The organism is Paeniglutamicibacter sp. MACA_103, from assembly GCF_045798555.1.
Classification (GTDB): Bacteria; Actinomycetota; Actinomycetes; order Actinomycetales; family Micrococcaceae; genus Paeniglutamicibacter.
In genome coordinates, this window is record NZ_JBIXLN010000072.1 from 1 (window position 1) to 15,111 (window position 15,111).

A 15,111-nucleotide genomic window follows, 5' to 3' on the forward strand; every position below is an offset into this window, starting at 1 on the left:
CGGCCGAGGAAACGATGCGCGACTGTTCCACCAGGCGGTGGGTGGTCTGCTGCACGTGCTCGACCACGGTGGTGTTGACGTCGCGGATGCCGTTGCGCCGGGCGGTGATCACCGACGGGGTGATGTGCTCGACGAGGTCGCGGATGAAGCCCGGGGGCATGGTTCCGCTTTCCACCGAGTCGATGGTGGCGGTCACCGCGCCGCAGGAGTCGTGGCCCAGCACCACGATCAGCGGCACCTCCAACATGGCCACCGAGTATTCCAGGGAGCCCAGTGCGGCCGAGTCGATCACGTGGCCGGCGGTGCGCACCACGAAGACGTCGCCCAATCCCAGGTCGAAGATGATTTCGGCGGCGAGACGGGAGTCCGAGCAGCCGAAGATCACGGCGAAGGGGTGCTGCTTGTCCACCAGGAACTGGCGGCGCAGCGCATCCTGGTTGGGGTGGTCGGTGTGACCGGCCACGAAGCGGGAATTGCCTTCGCGCAATTTCCGCCATGCCTGTGCGGGAGTCAGGGCAACGTGGTCGACGGGGACGTCGGATTCATTCATGTTTTTTAGCTTAGACGCCCCGGCCAACCGCGCATGCACGTCCTACGCTTCGTGAAGTCCCGCACTTGCCGGTTCTACGGGGCGCGCCGGGCGGGTCCATTGTGGCGCATCTCTCACTTTTGCCCCGTTTCCGATGCCCGGCGGCGGAAGGGCTAGTTGGCGGGGATCTCCTGCTGGGCCAGGCGGGCCAGCGACTCAAGGGTGTCCATGCCGCTGTCGCTGGTCAGCACGATGGTAGATTTCCCGCGCGTGCCGATCAGGGTCCGGGACTTGTCCTTGGTGCGCAGCTCCCAGTCGGTCCCGTCCACGGCGTGGGTGCCGGCGGGCGAGGCGTTCTCGGTCACCGCGGCCAGCCAGGACGGGTTGGCCCCGGCGGTCTGCTTGACCCAGACGAACTCGTCGTCCTTGGTGACGACGCCGAATTCCCAGAACTTGATGCCGTCGACGTTCCCGGTGATCCAGCGCGCGAAGTTCACGTAGTCGCCCTCGGGCAGGTTCGGGGCCCAGGGGGTGAAGTCTGCGTCCACGGCGGCCTGAGAGGCGACATCGGCGACATCGACCGGTGCACGGAAGTTCTCGGCCTTGTTCGCCGGGTTGATCAGGATGACGGGGATCGCCACGGCGACGGTGAGCAGCACCGAGATGATCATGCCCTTGAGCGTCTGGTTGGCGCGCTTGGCCTGCGAGGGGGTCAGGACCGGCTTGACGGGCTCCGGTGCGGCGGCCGGCGCCGAGTCCGGTGCCCCCGCGGGCAGGGCGGCATCCACGGGTTCCGGGGTGCTGGCGCTTGCGGGGGATGCGGGGGTTGCGGCGGGGCCTTCGGGGTGTTCACTCACCCCTCCATTCTCGCCCATCCGCCGCACAGAATCTAAACGGGCGGGCGGCCGGCCCCGGACGCGGCCGGAGGCGTAACGCAAGTCGTGGCCGAAAGGGACTAATCGGCCCCGGGAGATATGATGGAACCTGTTGGCCCCCGGCAAACGAACAGATCTCAACGACGAGGAAGACCGTGACTGAAGCCACGAATTTTGCCCACCTGTCCCCACGACTGTCTGTCAGCGACGCGTCACCCGACCGCAACCTGGCCCTTGAGCTGGTGCGCGCCACCGAGGCCGCAGCCATCGCCTCGAGCCCCTGGGTCGGATTCGGCGACAAGAACGCCGCCGACGGCGCGGCCGTCGACGCCATGCGCTCGCTGCTGTCCACCGTCTCCTTCAACGGCGTCGTCGTCATCGGCGAGGGCGAGAAGGACGAAGCCCCGATGCTGTTCAATGGCGAACGCGTGGGCGACGGAAACGGCGCCGAATGCGACGTTGCGGTCGACCCGATCGACGGCACCCGCCTGGCGGCCCTGGGCATCAACAACGCCCTCTCGGTCCTGGCCGTGGCCGACCGCGGCTCCATGTTCGACCCCTCCGCGGTCTTCTACATGGAAAAGCTGGTCACCGGTCCCGAAGCCGCAGAGCTGGTCGACCTGCGCCTGCCGGTCAAGCAGAACCTGCACCTGATTGCCAAGGCCAAGGGCAAGAAGATCAACCAGATCACCGTGTGCATCCTTGACCGCCCGCGCCACGCGGGACTGGTCGACGAGATCCGCGCCGCCGGTGCGCGCACCAAGTTCATCATGGACGGCGACGTCGCCGGCGCCATTGCCGCCACCCGCGAGGGCACCGGAGTGGACGTACTCATGGGCATCGGCGGAACGCCCGAGGGCATCGTCACCGCCTGCGCCATCAAGTCGCTCGGCGGCATCATCCAGGGCCGCCTGTGGCCCACCGACGACGACGAGAAGCAGAAGGCCATCGACGCCGGCCACGACCTGGACCGCGTGCTGACCACCAACGACCTGGTGACCAGCGACAACTGCTACTTCGCCGCCACCGGCATCACCGACGGCGACCTGCTGCGCGGGGTGCGCTACAAGAACGGCCGCATCCACACCCAGTCGATCGTGATGCGCTCGAAGTCGGGCACCATCCGCTTCGTCGAGGGCGAGCACCAGTCCGACAAGTGGGAAGCCTACACGCGCTAGGACCCACCGCGGCCCCGGCCGCTTAACGCCTCGGGGCCCGACAGGAAGTGATTCCTGCCGGGCCCCGAGGCGTTTTTGCCTTGTTGGACTAGGAGAGCGGCTGCGGGGTCACGGCGAAGGCGCGACCTGCCGCGTTGGCGCTGCGCCGCGCCATGGCGGGGGCCTCGTTGGCGCCGATGAACAGCGAATCGCCGCGGCGCAACAGTTCGTCCCCGCGCGGGGTGTCGATGAGCACCTCGCCGTCGACGCAGAGCACGATCACCGGGCCGTTGGCCGCCACCGGCACGTCCCCGCCGCCCATGTCGGCCGCATCGGCGACGGCGTCCAGCTCGATGTGCTGGAGCTGGAACTCGGCAAAGGGCGGGGTGAAGACCTGCTGGCCGTACATGGTCTGAACCGGTTCCAGGTGCGGGACGCCCAGGACCTCGAAGCGGCTGATGCGCAGCAGCTCGGGCACGTCGATGTGCTTGGGCGTCAGCCCGCCGCGCAGAACGTTGTCGGAGTTGGCCATGACCTCCACGCCCAGCCCGCGCAGGTAGGCGTGCACGTTTCCGGCATCCAGGTAGATTGCCTGCCCGGGTTCCAGCACCACCAGGTTCAGCAGCAGCGAGACCAGCACGCCGACGTCGTTGGGGTAGTGCTCGTTGATGCGCGGCAGCTCCGCCAGCGAGGGGTGTTCGGCCAGCGCTGGGTTCGCCTCGATGGCGGCGACAGCGGCCGGCACCAGGTTGCCCGGTTCCGGGGTCCCGCCCAGCAGGTAAGCGCAAGTCGAGCTCAATGCCTCGGCCTCGTCGGGGTTCGAGAGCAGCGAGGCGATCTTCTGGCAGGTTTCGGCCGCCTCGGCATCCATCGCGGCGCCCAGGGCGTCGAAGAGCCCGGCGGTTTCGGCGGGGGAGCGGAAGCCGCTCAGGGCCGCGAAATCGGTGAGCGCGTAGATCATTTCCGGCTTGTGCGAGCCGTCGCGGTAGTTCCGGTGGGGCGCATCGGCGGGCAGGCCGGCGGCGTTTTCCGCCGCGAACCCGGCGGCCGCCTGCTCGGCGGAGGGGTGGACCTGGATGGAAAGCGGCTTGCCAGCGGCCAGCAGCTTCATCAGGAACGGCAGCCGGCCGTAGGCCCCTGCGACTTCGGGGCCCAGCAGCCCTTGGGGGTCGGCGGCGATCAACCGGTCCAGGTCGACGGCCTCGCCGCCCTCCTGGCCGTCGAAGGCCCGGGAAGGCGCGGAGGGGTGGGCCCCGAGCCACATCTCGGCTTCCGGCTTGCCGCTGGGCGCGGTTCCCAGCAGCCCGGCAATGGCGCCGGTGGATCCCCAGGCATAATCACGGATGGTGTTTGTCAGGCGATACATCGTAGTCCTTAGGGCGTTGGGCGGCCGTGCGGCCGTGGCCGGGTTAGGGCACCGAGCATTCGTTGTTGTTGGCGGCAATCTTTGAGAGCAGGTCGGTGCGGCCGATTTGTTCGAGGGTGACCAGGTAGGCCTCGTCCAGCTTCGAGCCGTCGGGCTGGGCAGTGGGAGCGTCGGAGGGCGCCGTGTTGATCTTGCCCGGCTGGGTGTTGCGCTTGGTCCCGGAGTCCTTGGTCGACTTGGCCGGCGCGGAGGACTCCTTGGCCTTGGCCGATTCACCGGTCGCCGACGTGGTCTTCTTGGCCGCGGATTCGGACTGCGCGGCGATGAGCCCCTCGATGCGGGAGTGGATCTCGTCGAAGTCGGGGTAGGTGGAGAACTTGTCGCCGGCCGAGCCGAAGTCCGGTGCGCCGAGCGTCAGCCGCTTGAACGGGGTCTGCCGGGCCTTGTCGGCCAGGTTCAGGAAGGAACCGAGCTGCTGCTGCGGGATGTCGGTCTCCACCAGCTGTTCGCCCGCGTCCATGATCGAGGTGAAGCGCGTGAGCATGGTCTTGGGGCTGAACTGGGAAATCATGGCCTGCTGCAGGCATTGCTGGCGGGCGATGCGGTGGTAGTCGGTGGTGAAGTCGCGGGAGCGGGCAAACCACAGGGCCTGCTTGCCGGTGAGCGTCTGCTTGCCGGGGGCGAACCAGTGGGTGTTCACCGAGGAGTTGGGCCAGTACTTGCCGTTGTAGGGGACCCAGCCGCCCGAATCGACGGTGACCCCGCCCATGGCGTTGATGAACCCGGCGAACCCGGCCATGTCGATCATCACGTACGCCTGGACCTTCAGGCCCGTGGTGCCCTCGATGGCCTCCATGGTGGCCTGTGCGCCGGGGTTTGCGACCCCGGGGTACAGGTCGGCGTGGTTGTCGGTGGCGTTGCGGTAGATCGCGTTGAACAGGCACTCGTCCCCGCAGTCGTACCCATTGGGGTACACCTCGCGCATGGGGGAGTCGGCGGAGAACTGCGCGTTCTGCAGGTTGCGGGGGATGGAGATCAGCAGCGACTTGCCGGTCTTGGCGTCGACCGAGAGCAGCGACATCGAGTCGGTGCGCACGCCCTCGCGGTTCCCGGCCGAGTCGGCGCCGAACACCGCGATGTTGTAGCGGCCGTCGACCGGCTTGAAGGCGGGTCCGGCGGAGAAGACGCTGGAGATGGTCTCGCGGCCCTTGTTCAGCACGAAGGCGCCGTAGCCCAGGGACCCGCTGATCGCCAGGGCCAGCACCAGCAGCGTGGCGGTCAGGCCGATCCGCGCCCCCGGGGCCAGGTACCTGGGGCGAATGATCGCCAGCGTGTTCAGGAACATCAGCAGCCAGCCGGCCGCCAGCACCACCAGCACCAGCGAGGCGCCCAGCTGCACCCAGCCCTGGGCGAAGAAGCCCAGCAGCCAGTCGCGCTTGAGCAGCGCGAGGGCCAGCACCAGGATGAGCAGCGCCCAGCAGGCGATGGTGACGCGCATGACGAACCCGCCCAGGGCGCGATTCCCGGAAACCCATTGGGCGCTGCCGGGGAAGAACGTGGTCAGCAGCAGCAGGAACAGTGCGCGCTTGGAGCGCACCGGTGCCGGTGCCGAGACGGGATCCGGGAGCAGGTCGGGGTTGCGGGAGGAACGGCGGGTCGCTGTCATAGGGGTCCTTACGTGCCGGGGGTTTCGGAGGCCACGGCGGCTCGCAGGGCGGCGCCCTTGTCGGCCGCGACCTGGCGCAGCTCGGCGGCGAAGGCAATGAGCTTTTCCTGCAGGGACGCGGCGAGCTCGTCGGTTCCGGTGGCGAGCATGCGCACGGCCAGCAGGCCGGCGTTGCGCGCCCCTCCGATGGAGACGGTGGCGACCGGGACGCCGGCGGGCATCTGGACGATGGAGAGCAGCGAGTCCATGCCGTCGAGCGTCTTCAGTGGCACCGGCACGCCGATGACCGGCAGCGGGGTCACCGAGGCGAGCATGCCCGGCAGGTGGGCGGCTCCGCCGGCGCCGGCGATGATCACGCGGATGCCGCGGGTGTGCGCGTCCTTGCCGTAGGCGATCATGTCCTCGGGCATGCGGTGCGCGGAGACGACGTCGGCCTCGAAGGGGATGGAAAATTCGCGCAGGGCCTCGGCTGCCAGCTTCATGACCGGCCAGTCCGAGTCGGATCCCATGACCAGGGAAACCAGGGGTGCGGTGGTGCTCAAGATGCTTGTCCTTCGGTGGTGGCGGTGGTGGATGCGGCCGCGGAGGGCACGCCGTCACGGATCATCGAGGCCACGGCGTCGGCGCGGGCGCGCAGCGAGTCAACCGACTCGCCGGGCTCCGACACCACGTTGACGTGGCCGATCTTACGTCCCGGACGAACCGACTTGCCGTAGGCGTGGACCTTCACGCGCGGCTGCGCGGCAAGCGCGGCGGCGAAGGCACCGTAGAGGTCCTGGTTCGCCCCGCCGAGGTAGTTCTTCATCACGGTGGTCTCGGCCAGCGCGTCGGTGGCACCCAGCGGCAGGTCGAGGACCGCGCGCAGGTGCTGCTCGAACTGGCTGGTGATCGACCCGTTCATGGTCCAGTGCCCGGTGTTGTGCGGGCGCATGGCAAGTTCGTTGATGACGAACCCGGCGCCGGTGCCGGGGGTCTCGAAGAGCTCGGCGGCCATCACGCCGGTGACGCCGAAGGCCTCGGCAATGCGCAGGGCCGCTTCTTCGGCTGCCGCCTCGACGACCGGGTCCAGCCCGGGTGCCGGGGCGATGACCTCGTCGCAGACGCCATCGACCTGGATGGTGTGCACCACCGGCCAGGCCTTGGCCTCGCCACTGGGGTTGCGGGCGACCAAGGCGGAGAGTTCGCGGGTGAAGGCGACCTTGTCCTCGGCCAGCAGGGCGCCGTTGCCGAACCAATCGGCCGCGTCGCGGGCTTCCTGTACGTCATCGATCATGCGCACGCCCTTGCCGTCGTAGCCGCCGCGCGGGGTCTTGAGCACGATCGGCCAGCCGATCCGCTCGCCGAAAGCCACCAGCTCCTCAACGGTTTCAACCGCTGCCCATTCGGGGTTGGGCAGGCCCAGAGCGGCAATGGCCTCGCGCATCACGAGCTTGTCCTGCGCATGGATGAGCGCATCCGGGCGCGGCTGCACGTTCACGCCCTCGGCGATCAGCGCCTGCAGGTGCTCGTTGGGCACGTGCTCGTGGTCGAAGGTCAGGACGTCCACCCCGCGGGCGAATTCACGCAGGGCCGCCAAATCCGTATAGTCACCTACCGGGGCGGAAGCCACACTGCGCGCGGCAGAGACATCCGGGCCCTCGGCCAGGATGCGTAGTTCGAAGCCGAGATTCAGGGCCTCGGGAGCCATCATTCGGGCAAGTTGGCCTCCGCCAACAACGCCAATCACTGGAAACGTCACCCGCCTAGCCTACCGAACGCGCGAACCTGCCAGAGGTACCCAAAGCGAGTTTGGACACCTTTGGCGGTGAACTTTCAGTGAACCGCATTAGAATAGTTTGGTTGGCCGTGTGTGGAAAACTCGGTTCGACCGCACCGAACGCACCGGAATCTAGCCGTGTGGCGGCCTGGTGAATTGATACGAAACCACGGAGGATCATGCTGATACAGATCTGGGGCAAACTCATGGGCCTCGCGTCCATGATGTGGCGCGAAGTCGCCAAATTCGGCGTGGTCGGGGGTGTCGCGTTCATCATCGACTCCGGCATCTACCTGTGGATGCTCGAAGGCCCCATGCACGATTCCGAGGTCAAGGCAAAGATCATTGCCGGCGTCGTCGCCACGATGTTTTCGTGGGTGGCCAACCGCTTCTGGACCTTCCGCCATCGCCGCCAGTCCAACGTGGTACGTGAACTGGTGATGTTCCTCATCATGAACGCCATCGGGCTGGGCATCGCCGCGGCCTGTGTGTTCATCACCAAGTACTGGATCGGCTTGACCGACACCACCAGCCTGTTCATTGCGGGCTCCGTGGTCGGACTGGTGCTGGGCACCATCTTCCGCTTCTTCGCCTACCGCTTCTGGGTCTTTGGCGCCGAACTGGATGCCGAAGAGAAATTTGCCCACGACCGCGAACTGCTGCGCGTCGGCCCCGAGCCGGTTTCGGCCGAGCGGGGAGCCGCGGAACCGAACCGGTCGCCGGACGGCGCCGCCTAGCAGCTGCCGGCCCCGGCACGTTTTCCGGTTTCCCGCTTCACCCATTGGTGAACGGAAGAACCAGGGAACGTGCCGGGGCTTTTTCATGCCCTCAAGGCGGGCGGGAAGTGCCTGCGCCGTCTAGGACTGGCCGTCCAGGCGCGTCACCACGCGTTCGCCCTCGAGCAGGGCCTTGCTGATCTCCGTGCCGTCCTCCACCAGCACCACCGCGTTCCCGGCGCTCCACAGCGACACCAATTCGGGCAGGATGCGTTCCAACGGCCACGCGGTGCTGAGAAGGGCGGTGCCGGCGGACTCGGGGGAAGCGGCCGCGGCAAAGAGCTGGCTGTAGTCCAGCGTGGCGGCCGCGGAGTGCAGTGCCGTGGCCGCGGTGTCGATGGGGGAGTGGTTGAACGAATCGGCGTAGGAGCGGACCTCGGAAGCGTAGTCGGTGGCGCCCACCGGCAGCGGGCCGTCGAAGGCCATGGCCAGTGCCGGCAGGGGGACGGCGATGACCTCGACCGAGCCATTGACTGTTAGGGTTTGCGTGTCGGCGGTAATAAATACGTCAACATCCCCGGGATCCGTTCCGGGGGCCACGCAGCGCACCTCGGCGCCCAGGTGCCAGCACGCCAGTGCCAGCGCCACGGACTTCCAGTGGCCCGGCATGTCGGTGGCTACAACGCTGCCCGGGGCTAAATCAAATTCTTCGTGCAAAAGGTTTGCGCTTTTGGCGACCCAGTTGTCGAAGACCCGACCGCTGAGTTCCACGCGCTCTCCGCTTTTGGAGTACCAGGTCAAGTAGGGGTGGGTGGAATGGCGTACCGGAGCCAGTAGGGATTCGACGGGAGATAACGAGTTGGTATCAATGGTCATGTGAAGCTCCTTGTCAAGCCTGTGAATTCCCCGGGAATCCGCGGGCGGGCGTATTTCTGTACGATCACGGCGAAGTCTCGGGCGTGGCGTGTCTCTAAATCTACGACATGTGTGGCTAAAATCGACGGCCGCACTTGACGCGACCGGAGTTACACCAGTGTAATTAGATAGTGCACCGTCAGGGAGAGGGAAATTGTCTCGCGACGGCTTTTTCTTGAAAGGCCGCCGACGTCGCTCTTTTAGGGTCATTTTAGGTATCAAGTTCGTAACGGCGGAAGGTTAGTAAACCATGGGGAACGTGGATCGAAGCTTCGACGAAGCCGCAACGACGGCGCCTACGCCAAATTACAGCGGGGCCCGGGACGTACCGGCCGACTGGTTTGTGGACCCTGCCGAGACCGGCCGGGAGCAGGACGCCGCTCGCTCGAAGGCCCTGACGCCGGAAGAGGAAACGGCTGCATTCCTGCTGGCGCACGATGCCGCCAACGACCTGGCCACGGACCCGACCCCCTCATGGGCGCCGAGCCTGGATGCCATATTGGACGCCAAGAGCCCCGCCCAGGCCATCTGGATCGGACTGGGGGCCGAGGACGAAGACGGCGAACTGGGCTGGCAATCCGAGGCGCTGTGCGCGCAGACCGACCCCGAGGCGTTCTTCCCCGAAAAGGGCGGATCGACCCGGGACGCCAAGCGGGTGTGCGGTGCCTGCAATGTGCGCTCCGAATGCCTCGAATATGCACTGACCAACGACGAACGGTTCGGGATTTGGGGCGGACTGTCCGAGCGTGAACGTCGTCGCCTGCGGAAGCGAGCAGTCTAATTCTCCCCACGATCCACGTCACCGCCATTGTGGCTGCCCACAATGGCGCAGCTTTTCTTCCCCGCACCCTGGCCGCGCTGCGCGACCAGTCGCGACTGATTGACCGCTTCGTCGGTGTCGACGCGTCGTCCACCGACGGATCCGCGGAGCTCCTGCGCAAGCACCTGCCTTCCGATGCAACGTTCCTGGAGGTCCCGGAGCACAGCTTCGGGCATTCGGTGATGGCCGCGGTGAAATCCCTCGGTGAGCCGCGCGCCGGCCGCACCGAATGGCTCTGGCTGATCCACGACGATTCGGTGCCCGAACTCAACGCGCTGGAAAAGCTGCTCACCGTGGTCGAAGCCACCGAATCGGTGACCATTGCCGGGTGCAAGCAACTCGACCTCGATTCCCCGCGCCGCCTGCTGGACGTGGGCCTGGGCATGAACAAGTACGCCGAGCGGCTGACGTTGATCGAGATCGACGAGCTTGACCAGGGCCAGTACGACGCCCGCACCGACTCCTTCGCCGTGACCAGCGCCGGAATGCTGATCCGCCGCGACGTCTTCGAGGCCTTGGGCGGCTTCGACCCGGCGCTACCGGGGCTGGGCGACGACATGGACCTGTGCTGGCGCAACCGACTCATGGGCAACCGCGTGGTCATCGTGCCCGCCGCCAAGATCCACCACAAGGCCTCGGTGTTCCGCGACCTGGCCGGACCGGCCGAAACCCGCCGTGCCGAGGTGTTCATGCGCCTGAAGCATGCCCCGGCCTGGGCCATCCCCTTCCTGGTTGTCGGCGCGGTGCTGGGCGGGATCTACCGCTTCCTGCTCTCCGTGTTGGCCAAGGACCCCGCCTACGCCTTTGGCCAATTGGGCGCCACCTTCAGGGCCGTGGGCACGCCCCTGAAGCTTTCCAGGTCCCGCGCCGCGGCAGGTGCCACCCGCCGGGTCCCGCGCAGGTCCATCTCCCGGCTGCTCACCGACCAGGACCTGGTCCGCGAACACCGCAAGAACATGCTCGACTCGCTCGACGGCGAGAGCGTCTACGGGGACGGCACCGGCGCCACCACCTCGCAGGACCCCAGCGGGGATTCCCGCAACGACTTCGCCGCGCTGGCGGCGCCCAACCGGACCTCGGCCTTCGTCAGCGGCATCATCGCAGTGCTGGCCACCCTGGCCGTGTCGCTGGTGGGGCTGCGCGCACTCTTCGGCGCCGGGGCCGTGGCAGGCGGGGCGATGCTCCCGATTTCCTCCCGGCCCGGCGAGATCTTCACCAACGCCACCTCCTGGTGGGCCAACCTCGGGGCGGGCAACCCCGCCGGCGGGGATCCCGTCGACTACCTGTATTGGCTCACGTCGCTGGCCGGCGGCGGAAACGCCAACGGCGCCGCCGTGGTGCTGACCCTGCTGGCCATGCCGCTGGCCGCGTTGGGCGCCTGGCTGGGCCTGGCCGCGGTCACCCGCTCGCGCGCCGCCCGCATGGTAGGCGCCCTGCTCTGGGGGCTGGCCCCGTCGCTGCAGGTCGCCCTGGCCTCCGGCCGGACCGGCAGCGTGCTGGTGCACGTCCTGGCCCCGCTGTTCCTGCTGGCCCTGCTGCGCTCGGTCGGCGCCGGCGTCGACTTCCGCGCAGGCCGCGGGCGCGCCGCCCGCCCGGGCGTCGGTGCGGTCCCGTCCTGGACCGCCGCGGCTGCCGCGGCCCTGCTGCTGGTGCCCATCGCCGCGGGGTCCCCGGCCGTCGGCCTGGTCCTGGCGGTACTCATCGTCCTCGCGGCCATCGTGCTGCGTTCACGGGCCAAGACCCTGTGGTGGGTGCCGCTGCCGATGCTGGTCTTCCACCTTCCGCTCATCGTTGCGTCCCTGGGCAACCCGCGCGCCCTGCTCACCGATCCGGGACTTGCCCTGCCCCACGCCGCGGCCCCGCTGTGGGCCCAGGGCCTTGGCTTCCCCACCGCCTTCGACCCGCTCGCCGCCCCCGCCGGATTCGGCTTCCTGCCCGCCGGCCCCTGGGCCCTGGTGCTGGTGCTGCTGGTCGGCGCCCCGCTGCTGGTCTGCGCACTGACCGGCCTCTTTGCCGGGGCCCGGAACGGCTCGACTCCACTGGCCCGCGCACTGTGGCTCGGCGGCGTGCTGATGCTCGCCGCCGGATACGGCGCCTCGCTGGTTCCCTCCGCCGTGGCCGGGGACACCTTCGTCGCCGCGTTCAACGGCCCCTTCGTTTCCTTCTTCGTCCTGGCGCTGCTCTTCGCCGCCGGCCTGGGGATCTCCGTGTTCCGCGGCGAACGCGAGTCGCTGGCCCCGGGCGTGCCGGGTGCACGCCGCGTGGCCACCGGCACCCTGGCCTGGGCCTCGGCCCTGCTGGGCGTTTCCGTCCTGGTGGCGGGCGGCAACTGGATCATCGCGCAGAACCCGGCTCCGGCCGGGGCGCTGGCCGGAACCGACCTGGGCACCACCAGCGCCCTGCATCCGGTGGCGGCCCGGACCCTGCCGGCCACCGCCGCGGACCGCGGACTGGGAGCCTACGAGGACCGCACGCTGGTGCTGGCCCAGAACGGCGACGGGGCGGTGAGCGCTGCCCTGATGAACGGCGCAGGCACCACGGCCGACTCGCTGTCCCAGACAACCTCGGCCAACCGCGTCGTCGGCAGCCTGCTGGCCCCGGCCCTGCGCGAATCCGACGACGCCGAGCGGCTCATTGAACAGACCGTGGCGACCCTCGTCTCCGACTCCGCCCTGGACCCGCGCGAGGAGCTCGCGGCCCTCGGCACCGGATTCGTGGTGCTGCAGGATTCCCGGGCCACCGCATCGGCCCTGGTGGCGCGCCTCGACGCGGTGCCGGGCCTGGTCCCCGTGGGCCAGACCGAGTCCGGATGGCTGTGGCGCGTGGAACCGCTGGAAAAGATCCCCGGCGTTGACAACACCACCGACTCCACCTCCCGCGTGCGCATCGTGGCGGGCGGCAAGACCGTGGCACTGCTGCCCTCGCACCGCGGGGAAGTCTCCGGGGCACGCATCGAGCCCGGCGAGGCCGGCAGGGTGCTGGCCATGGCCGAGCGCGCCGATGCCGGCTGGAGCGCAACCCTTGACGGCGTGGCGCTGAAGCGCCTCGCCGTGGGCGCCGACGCCGGGCAAGCCGCGGATTCCACCGGCACCGGTGTCGAGACCGCGCAATGGGCGCAGGGCTTCGAACTGGGAGCCGCCGGCGGCACCCTGGAACTGCACTACCAGAGCCCCTACAAGGTGCCCGTGGCCATCGCCCAACTGGTGGTGCTGCTGCTGGCCCTGCTGCTGGTCATCCCGATCCCGCGCAGCCGCCGCTTTGCCGCGCGCCGCCTGGATGAATACCGCACCCGCGGCAACGCCGAAAGCATCGACGAGCTCGACCGCGGACACGCTCTCGCGGACGCCAAGGAGAAGCAGTGAAAAACGATTCCCGCAAGGCACGCCGCGAAGCCGACCGCGCAGCCCAGGCCGCCCGCGAAGCCGCGGGTCTGGCCCCGGGGGCGGCACTTCCACGGGACGGCGAGCAGGTGCCCGCTCCCGTGGCCGCCGCGCCGCAGGCACCTGAGCCCGAAGCCACGGACGCCGCTTCCCCGGACGCCGGGTCTTCGGCACCCACGGCCCCTGCGGAGCCCGCCGCGGCCGCCGAGCCGGCAAGGGAACCGACGGCGGAGGCGAAGCCCGCTGCGCCGGCCCGCGGCCAACGAAGCAAGACCCAGGGCAGGGCCCTGGGCGTGCTGGGCTCGGTCGGGGTGCTGTGCCTGGGCGCCGCGGCCATCGCCGCCGGATCGGTGTTCCCCCCGGCCACCGCCGCCACCGGCACCGACGTCGCGCTCACCTCGCTTCCCGCGGGCGACGCGCTGGCAAGCTGCCCGGCGACCATGAAGCTGTTCACCGGCGCCGGGTCCGGGGTCGACCCGCAATTCGCCCCGGCCTCCAAGAACGCCAAGACCGGCGTGCGTGCCGCGGTGCTCTCCGATTCCGCCGGCCGCATCCCCGGAACCGAAATGCTCAGGAACGATGCGGGCGTCGAAAAGACCATTGCCCCGCGCCTGCCCGCCGCCGAGGCCGAACGGGCCACCGGCGCCGGCGCCGACGGCACCTCCGAGCGCAGAGGCACACCGGGCCCGGTGACCAACTACGCCGAGTCGCTCACGGTGCACGCCCAGCCGCTGGGCGGGGTCCAGTCCCTGGTCTCCGCGGTGCGCAGCTATTCCGCCGCGGACGGGGACCTGGCAGGGCTCGCCGCCGCCGGCTGCGCCGCACCGTCCTCCGAGGCCTGGCTCACCGGGGCCATGACCACGCCAGGATCGACGGCCGTGCTGAACCTGGTGAACCCCTCGGCCTCCGTCGCCCAGGTGCGCGTGGACCTGCGCGGCGCCGACGGCATGGTCTCCGCCCCCAGCCTCTCCGCCCTTGCGGTGGCCCCGGGGGAGTCCAAGTCGGTCATCCTGGCCGGCTACGCGCCGAACGAGTCGGCCCTCTCGGCCAAGGTCACCTCCTCCGGCGGGCGCATCAACGCCACCATCCAGCAAAGCACGCTGCGCGGCCTGGTCCCGGGCGGCGTCGACTACCTGGGGGCCGCGGCCACCGCCAACAACACCCAGGTGATCCCCGGGGTCGCGATCCTGGCCCCGAAGCTTGCCGGGGAGCTGGGCAGGCCCGCCGCCAACGCCAACGCCAACGCCGAAGTGGTGCTCGCCGCCACCTCTGCCGAGGGCGCCTCCGTCAAGGTGCGCGCGCTCGGACCGAACGGCGAGGTTCCCATCCCCGGAGGCGGGGAAGTCGTGGTGGCCTCCAACGCCACCGCACGCATGCCGCTGGGCGGGCTTCCGGCCGGGAACTACACCATCGTCGTCGAGGGCGACTCGGCCGTGAGCGCCAGCGTGAAGATGGTCCGCGGAACCAAGCCCAACGAACCCATCGACCTGGCCTGGGCCGGTGCTGCCAGCCGACTGGGCAGCGAGCACCTGCTGGTGCTCCCGGCCCAGGGCCGGGCCACCGTGGTGCTCAATGCGCCCGAGGACACCGCCAAGGTCTCGGTGCGCTCGCTGAGTGCCAACGGCAAGCTGTCGGCGGCGCGCAGCATCGACCTGGCCGGCGGCAAGTCCGTCGCCCTGACGGCCTCGGACTTCGGTGCCGGCGCCACCGCCCTGGTGCTCTCGGCCACCGGTGCCCCCAGCTACGCGGCCGCGGTCCTGACCGAAGGCGCATTCGGCATCGCCGCGGTGCCTCTCAGCGACGCGGCGATGGGACGCGAGGGCGTCCAGGTCGTGCTGCGCGACTGATATGTAAGAAGGTTTGTCAAGTGACAGAGGTGGGCGGCTCCCGGAACATTGGCTTCCGGGAGCCGCCTTTCCCATGCCCCGGCG

General features: G+C 69.1%; 12 protein-coding genes. 5 read left to right on the plus strand and 7 right to left on the minus strand.

Going from position 1 to position 15,111, the window contains the following annotated elements; translation table 11 throughout:
* Both ACIPVK_RS20680 and ACIPVK_RS20685 read right to left on the minus strand, forming a co-directional pair.
* Positions 1–550, minus strand: a 550-nt coding sequence (locus ACIPVK_RS20680; RefSeq protein ID WP_407613869.1) for a carbonic anhydrase, incomplete at its 3' end; no start/stop codon positions are given.
* A 152-nt stretch (positions 551–702) separates the two neighbouring features.
* Positions 703–1,386 carry a DUF4245 domain-containing protein gene (locus ACIPVK_RS20685; protein WP_407613870.1) on the minus strand — a complete coding sequence of 228 codons (684 nt, stop codon included), beginning with the start codon at positions 1,384–1,386 and terminating at the stop codon, positions 703–705.
* Positions 1,387–1,559: 173 nt separating this feature from the next.
* Here ACIPVK_RS20685 and glpX point away from each other — a divergent pair, with 173 nt between their 5' ends.
* On the plus strand, positions 1,560–2,582 hold the full coding sequence (gene glpX / locus ACIPVK_RS20690) for a class II fructose-bisphosphatase (RefSeq protein WP_407613871.1): 1,023 nt from the start codon (positions 1,560–1,562) through the stop codon (positions 2,580–2,582).
* 88 nt (positions 2,583–2,670) lie between these two features.
* On the opposite strand, the gene manA is transcribed toward glpX, so the two are convergent.
* The 4 genes from manA to ACIPVK_RS20710 are packed head-to-tail and all read right to left on the minus strand — an operon-like array spanning position 2,671 to position 7,331.
* Positions 2,671–3,927: a mannose-6-phosphate isomerase, class I gene (manA, locus tag ACIPVK_RS20695; protein ID WP_407613872.1), complete on the minus strand. Its 1,257-nt coding sequence runs from the start codon at positions 3,925–3,927 to the stop codon at positions 2,671–2,673.
* Positions 3,928–3,970: 43 nt separating this feature from the next.
* Entirely contained in the window at positions 3,971–5,593 is a 1,623-nt protein-coding gene (locus tag ACIPVK_RS20700) for an LCP family protein (protein ID WP_407613873.1), read from the minus strand.
* Between the two features lie 8 nt (positions 5,594–5,601).
* Positions 5,602–6,102, minus strand: a complete 501-nt coding sequence (gene purE / locus ACIPVK_RS20705; RefSeq protein ID WP_407613880.1) for a 5-(carboxyamino)imidazole ribonucleotide mutase — start codon at positions 6,100–6,102, stop codon at positions 5,602–5,604.
* Between the two features lie 29 nt (positions 6,103–6,131).
* Complete coding sequence (locus ACIPVK_RS20710) at positions 6,132–7,331, minus strand: 5-(carboxyamino)imidazole ribonucleotide synthase (RefSeq protein WP_407613874.1); 1,200 nt, start codon at positions 7,329–7,331, stop codon at positions 6,132–6,134.
* Between the two features lie 197 nt (positions 7,332–7,528).
* On the opposite strand from ACIPVK_RS20710, the gene ACIPVK_RS20715 reads away from it, so the two are divergent.
* Positions 7,529–8,086, plus strand: a complete 558-nt coding sequence (locus ACIPVK_RS20715) for a GtrA family protein (protein ID WP_407613875.1) — start codon at positions 7,529–7,531, stop codon at positions 8,084–8,086.
* Between the two features lie 120 nt (positions 8,087–8,206).
* On the opposite strand, the gene ACIPVK_RS20720 is transcribed toward ACIPVK_RS20715, so the two are convergent.
* Positions 8,207–8,941: a TIGR03089 family protein gene (locus tag ACIPVK_RS20720; RefSeq protein WP_407613876.1), complete on the minus strand. Its 735-nt coding sequence runs from the start codon at positions 8,939–8,941 to the stop codon at positions 8,207–8,209.
* Between the two features lie 289 nt (positions 8,942–9,230).
* Here ACIPVK_RS20720 and ACIPVK_RS20725 point away from each other — a divergent pair, with 289 nt between their 5' ends.
* From ACIPVK_RS20725 to ACIPVK_RS20735, 3 genes are read left to right on the plus strand one after another with little or no spacing between them, the layout of a single operon-like run.
* Entirely contained in the window at positions 9,231–9,761 is a 531-nt protein-coding gene (locus ACIPVK_RS20725; protein ID WP_407613877.1) for a WhiB family transcriptional regulator, read from the plus strand.
* 29 nt (positions 9,762–9,790) lie between these two features.
* The gene (locus tag ACIPVK_RS20730; RefSeq protein ID WP_407613878.1) at positions 9,791–13,162 is read left to right on the plus strand and encodes a glycosyltransferase; all 3,372 of its coding nucleotides are present in this window, start codon (positions 9,791–9,793) and stop codon (positions 13,160–13,162) included.
* Positions 13,159–15,027 (plus strand): DUF5719 family protein, encoded by a 1,869-nt coding sequence (locus ACIPVK_RS20735; protein WP_407613879.1) that lies wholly within the window; start codon positions 13,159–13,161, stop codon positions 15,025–15,027. Before ACIPVK_RS20730 ends, ACIPVK_RS20735 begins: the two co-directional genes overlap by 4 nt.
* The last annotated feature ends 84 nt before the right edge of the window (positions 15,028–15,111 follow it).

Coding starts and splice junctions, on each gene's coding strand:
- ACIPVK_RS20725 (WP_407613877.1), top strand. CDS start 9,231: ATGGGGAACGTGGATCGAAGCTTCGACGAAGCCGCAACGACGGCGCCT.
- ACIPVK_RS20720 (WP_407613876.1), bottom strand. CDS start 8,941: ATGACCATTGATACCAACTCGTTATCTCCCGTCGAATCCCTACTGGCT.
- purE (WP_407613880.1), bottom strand. CDS start 6,102: ATGGGATCCGACTCGGACTGGCCGGTCATGAAGCTGGCAGCCGAGGCC.
- ACIPVK_RS20700 (WP_407613873.1), bottom strand. CDS start 5,593: ATGACAGCGACCCGCCGTTCCTCCCGCAACCCCGACCTGCTCCCGGAT.
- ACIPVK_RS20715 (WP_407613875.1), top strand. CDS start 7,529: ATGCTGATACAGATCTGGGGCAAACTCATGGGCCTCGCGTCCATGATG.
- manA (WP_407613872.1), bottom strand. CDS start 3,927: ATGTATCGCCTGACAAACACCATCCGTGATTATGCCTGGGGATCCACC.